Consider the following 4055-nt stretch of genomic DNA (forward strand, 5'->3'; position numbering starts at 1 on the left):
GCCATCATCTTCATATGCCATCTTATTTTTTAGGGACATTTACTGAATATCCCGATTTAAAGGAACTGCAAACAGTACTTATCTAAGAGCCTGTCTAAATTTTCCGATAAAAAAATATTATCAGGTCATTTTTGCGCTTTCTTCCGGTCTGTTTTCCCGTTTTCCCTCGTCAAATAGCCCGCTATCATCCTGAAAACAGAAAAATATCCTCGAAAGAAACTCTCAAATCTGACCCGAGCAAAATTTACGACAGGCTCTAAAAGTGAAAACTCAAAGAACCTTGCCCAAAATTTTCATAATGCATCAAGGCTTTTTTACTCCTTTATATATCAACACCCCTAATACTAAAATACCCAAAGCTATAAAACCCCAAGAAAGCTCTTTACTATATTCTGCTACTTTACTCATTAACTGATCTTGAGGAACGACCGATTCGAGATAATATCCTATCACAGCTAATATGATATTCCAAAGACCTGCCCCTAATGTCGTATAAAGCAAGAATGTAGCCAACTTCATACGTGCAAGCCCGGCAGGTATAGAAATCAACTGTCTGACTGCAGGAACTAAACGTCCTACAAAAGTCGATATACGACCGTTATCATCAAAAAATTTTTCGGCTTTCATAACGGATGCCTCATCGATCAAACACATATGTCCGATACGGCTCGACGCAAATTTATATATTAAAGGGCGTCCTATCCACATCGCTAAATAATAATTCACTAAAGCTCCGATATTTGCTCCTAATGTCGCAAACAAAACCACCAGATAAATATTCAGTTCACCGGCAGCCGCCTTGTATGCAGCAGGTGGAACTACAATCTCCGAAGGAAAAGGGATAAACGAACTTTCTATAGCCATTAATAAAGTAATAGTCCAATAATTCAAATGGTCAAGACACCACTGTATAAAAGCCAATGACTCCATATATTATCTTTTAATTATTTTGCAAAGATAACCAGCGAATTAGCCATTCATGTTTCATTCATAATGCATTTATATTACATTTTTATTACAAAAACACACATTACCTATTACGGTTAGCTGCATACAACCCATCTATAATGCCATCAGCCAGTCCGATCACAGGCACATAAATGTATTCAGAATGGAGAATTTCTGCTATCGTCAGAAATATTTCGGATGCCGGAACAATAACATCTGCCCGATCGGGTTTCAAATTAAATACTTGCATACGTTCTTCGAACGAAAGCAACTTAAGTTTCTCATAAAGAGACTTCAATACTGTAACCGATATGCGTTGGCGTTTCTTATCGATTTTCTCTGCCAAACGATACAACTTATTAATATTCCCTCCCGAACCGATAATATTAGTTCCGAGATAGTTTTCCGACAATGTTTTCATATCGGCTTCAAGACGTTTCCACTCTCCAAAATCTACCGCATCATTCAACATGCGTACCGTTCCTATATTATAAGATTTGGAACAGACCAACTCACCCTTTACCAATAAATTGACCTCTGTACTTCCACCGCCGACATCCACATACATATAATTCCCATGCCGGTCTTCCATACACTCTATATGGTTATTATAGACCATACGAGCTTCTTCCTGTCCCGTAATAATCTCAATTTTAATTCCGGTTTTTTTCTCTATCATTTTAATAATATCTTTCCCGTTGACAGCATCCCGCATTGCAGAAGTTGCGCAGGCTCGATAGTCTGCGACATCATATATCTTCATTAAATGGCGATACGATTTCATCAACCGAATCATATTCTTTTCTTTCTTTTCAGAGATACGTCCTTTAGAAAAGACATCGAATCCTAAACGAAGAGGTACACGAAGCAACAATACTTTTGAGAATTTTTTTTCAGAATTTTCGTTTATATGCTTAATAAGCAATCGCACCGCATTAGAACCTATATCGATAGCAGCATAATTCATTTCAGACCGCTTATTTTTACTCCTATTTTCTTTATTCATTTTTGATTTTCTTCTAAATAATAATCATACAATGCACTTTGGGAACGAAATGAGACATCACTGTCCGTAGTCCATGAACAATTTTTACCAGAACCATCTACCACACGCCCTTGCAAAGTATCTCTCAATCCATAATCTATAATTTTTTTCATTTCCTCCTTTATAGCTTGATCATATACCGGCGTTATCACCTCTATACGGTTATCCAAGTTACGGGGCATCCAATCAGCTGAACCGAGAAAAACTTTTTCCTTTCCTCCTGCCGCAAAAATAAATATGCGCGAATGCTCCAAATAACGATCGACAATACCGTTAATATGTATATTATCGCTTACTCCCCGCACTCCTGTAATAAGAGAACAATTTCCTCGTACAAGCATATCTATCAACACTCCTTTTTGCGACGCTTCGTATAATTTATTTACGATAATAGGATCTGTTACATGATTTATCTTAATCTTAATATACGCCGGTTTTCCCGCTTTTTTATTTTTTATCTCGTCATTGATAAGAGATAAAAACTTTCGCTTCATCTCATTCGGTGAAACCAATAATTCTTTAAAACGAACAGGTATGTAAGGATATTCGATAAAATCGAATACGGAATTAACATCTTTCACAATACGTGGAGCTGAGGTCATCAACATACAATCAGTGTAAGACCGTGCATTTCCTTCATGAAAATTTCCCGTACTTATACAAGCAATATCCGTACCTGTTTTCATTGAAATATGGGCAATTTTCGAATGTACTTTCAAACCTTCTACTCCAAAAATCACTTTGATTCCTGCATCCTGCATCTTTTTCGACCATCCGATATTAGAAGCCTCATCAAAACGCGCAAGTAACTCGATAACAACAGTTACTTTCTTCCCATTACGAGCAGCACCAATCAAAGCTTTTACCACTTTCGACTCTTTAGCTAAACGATAAAGAGTTATTTTGATACCTTTTACCTGTTTATTTACCGCAGCATCTTGCAATATCCGTATAAAAGAATCAAAACTGTGATAAGGAACATGTATAAAACGATCTTTTTTATGAATTTCATCAAAAATACTTCCGGAAACAGAAAGTTCCTTCTTCAATATAGGAGGCCACAAAGGATATTTCAGATCTTTACGCCCGCAATCCGGGAAGTGCATCAAATCTTTATGATTCTGATAACGTCCACCTCCCAAAACAGTATCGAGACTGTCAAGATTTAATTTTTTCAATACCCTTTTCAAAAGATCTTTAGGCATCTCCATGTCATAAACGACACGCAAAGGCTCTCCTTTTTTACGGCTTTTGATTCCTTTGGATATTTTCTGAAGCATTCCGTTACGCAAATCGTTATCGATTTCCATCTCAGCATCACGAGTAAATTTAAAAGAGTACGCTTCAAAACGGACATAATCCAATCCATTAAAAATCAAAGATAAACAGCATCTGACTACATCATCGAGATACATCAAAAAACTTTTCCCGTCTTTATCGGGTAACCGTACAAAACGCCCACAAACAGAAACCGGAAGTTCAAGCAATGCATATTCCGAAGTAGCGTTCGTATTCTCTTTCGACAATTTTACAGCCAAATATATATCTTCATCAGTCTCACTGTCAAGTTGCTTTATTGCTGAAAACCAAACCGGAACAATAAAACCATTCAATTTTTCCCAATAAAAAGAACGAATAAAACCGAGTTGCTCCTCATCTGCTTCCTTATCAGAAATCAAATAGATATTTTCACCGCGCAATTTCTCTGTCACATCCTTTACCGCCTTCTCATAATCCTTAGAATAACTGCCATTTAGTTTAGCTATACGCTTAATAAGTTGTTTGGCATTCTCTCTTTCCCGTAAAGCAGAGCGATCATTACATTCGGCAATCCGATTTTGAGTTGCCACACGTACCCGAAAAAATTCATCTAAATTATTAGAATAAATTCCCAAGAAAGCTAAACGTTCTAACAAAGGAACATCTTCCTTGCAGGCTTCCTGAAGAATTCTTCGGTTAAAATACATCCAACTAATATCCCGGTCTAAGTAATATCGGCTTAACTTCTTATCTCCCATATCATCGTATTTTCTGCAAAAGAAGAATACTTACGTTACAATTA

The 4055-nt window shown here is 36.8% G+C and carries 3 protein-coding genes; all 3 read right to left on the reverse strand.

Annotation, left to right across the window (positions count from 1 at the left end; genetic code table 11):
• Positions 1 to 303: 303 nt before the first annotated feature.
• Positions 304 to 930 carry a DedA family protein gene (locus AC1WHX_RS10970; RefSeq protein WP_022390421.1) on the reverse strand — a complete coding sequence of 209 codons (627 nt, stop codon included), beginning with the start codon at positions 928 to 930 and terminating at the stop codon, positions 304 to 306.
• Positions 931 to 1030: 100 nt separating this feature from the next.
• On the reverse strand, positions 1031 to 1954 hold the full coding sequence (locus AC1WHX_RS10975) for a Ppx/GppA phosphatase family protein (protein ID WP_303116802.1): 924 nt from the start codon (positions 1952 to 1954) through the stop codon (positions 1031 to 1033).
• Entirely contained in the window at positions 1951 to 4011 is a 2061-nt protein-coding gene (locus tag AC1WHX_RS10980; protein ID WP_302545351.1) for an RNA degradosome polyphosphate kinase, read from the reverse strand. The genes AC1WHX_RS10975 and AC1WHX_RS10980 overlap by 4 nt, the downstream gene beginning before the upstream one ends.
• Positions 4012 to 4055 lie beyond the last annotated feature (44 nt).

Source organism: Coprobacter sp. (assembly GCF_982436375.1).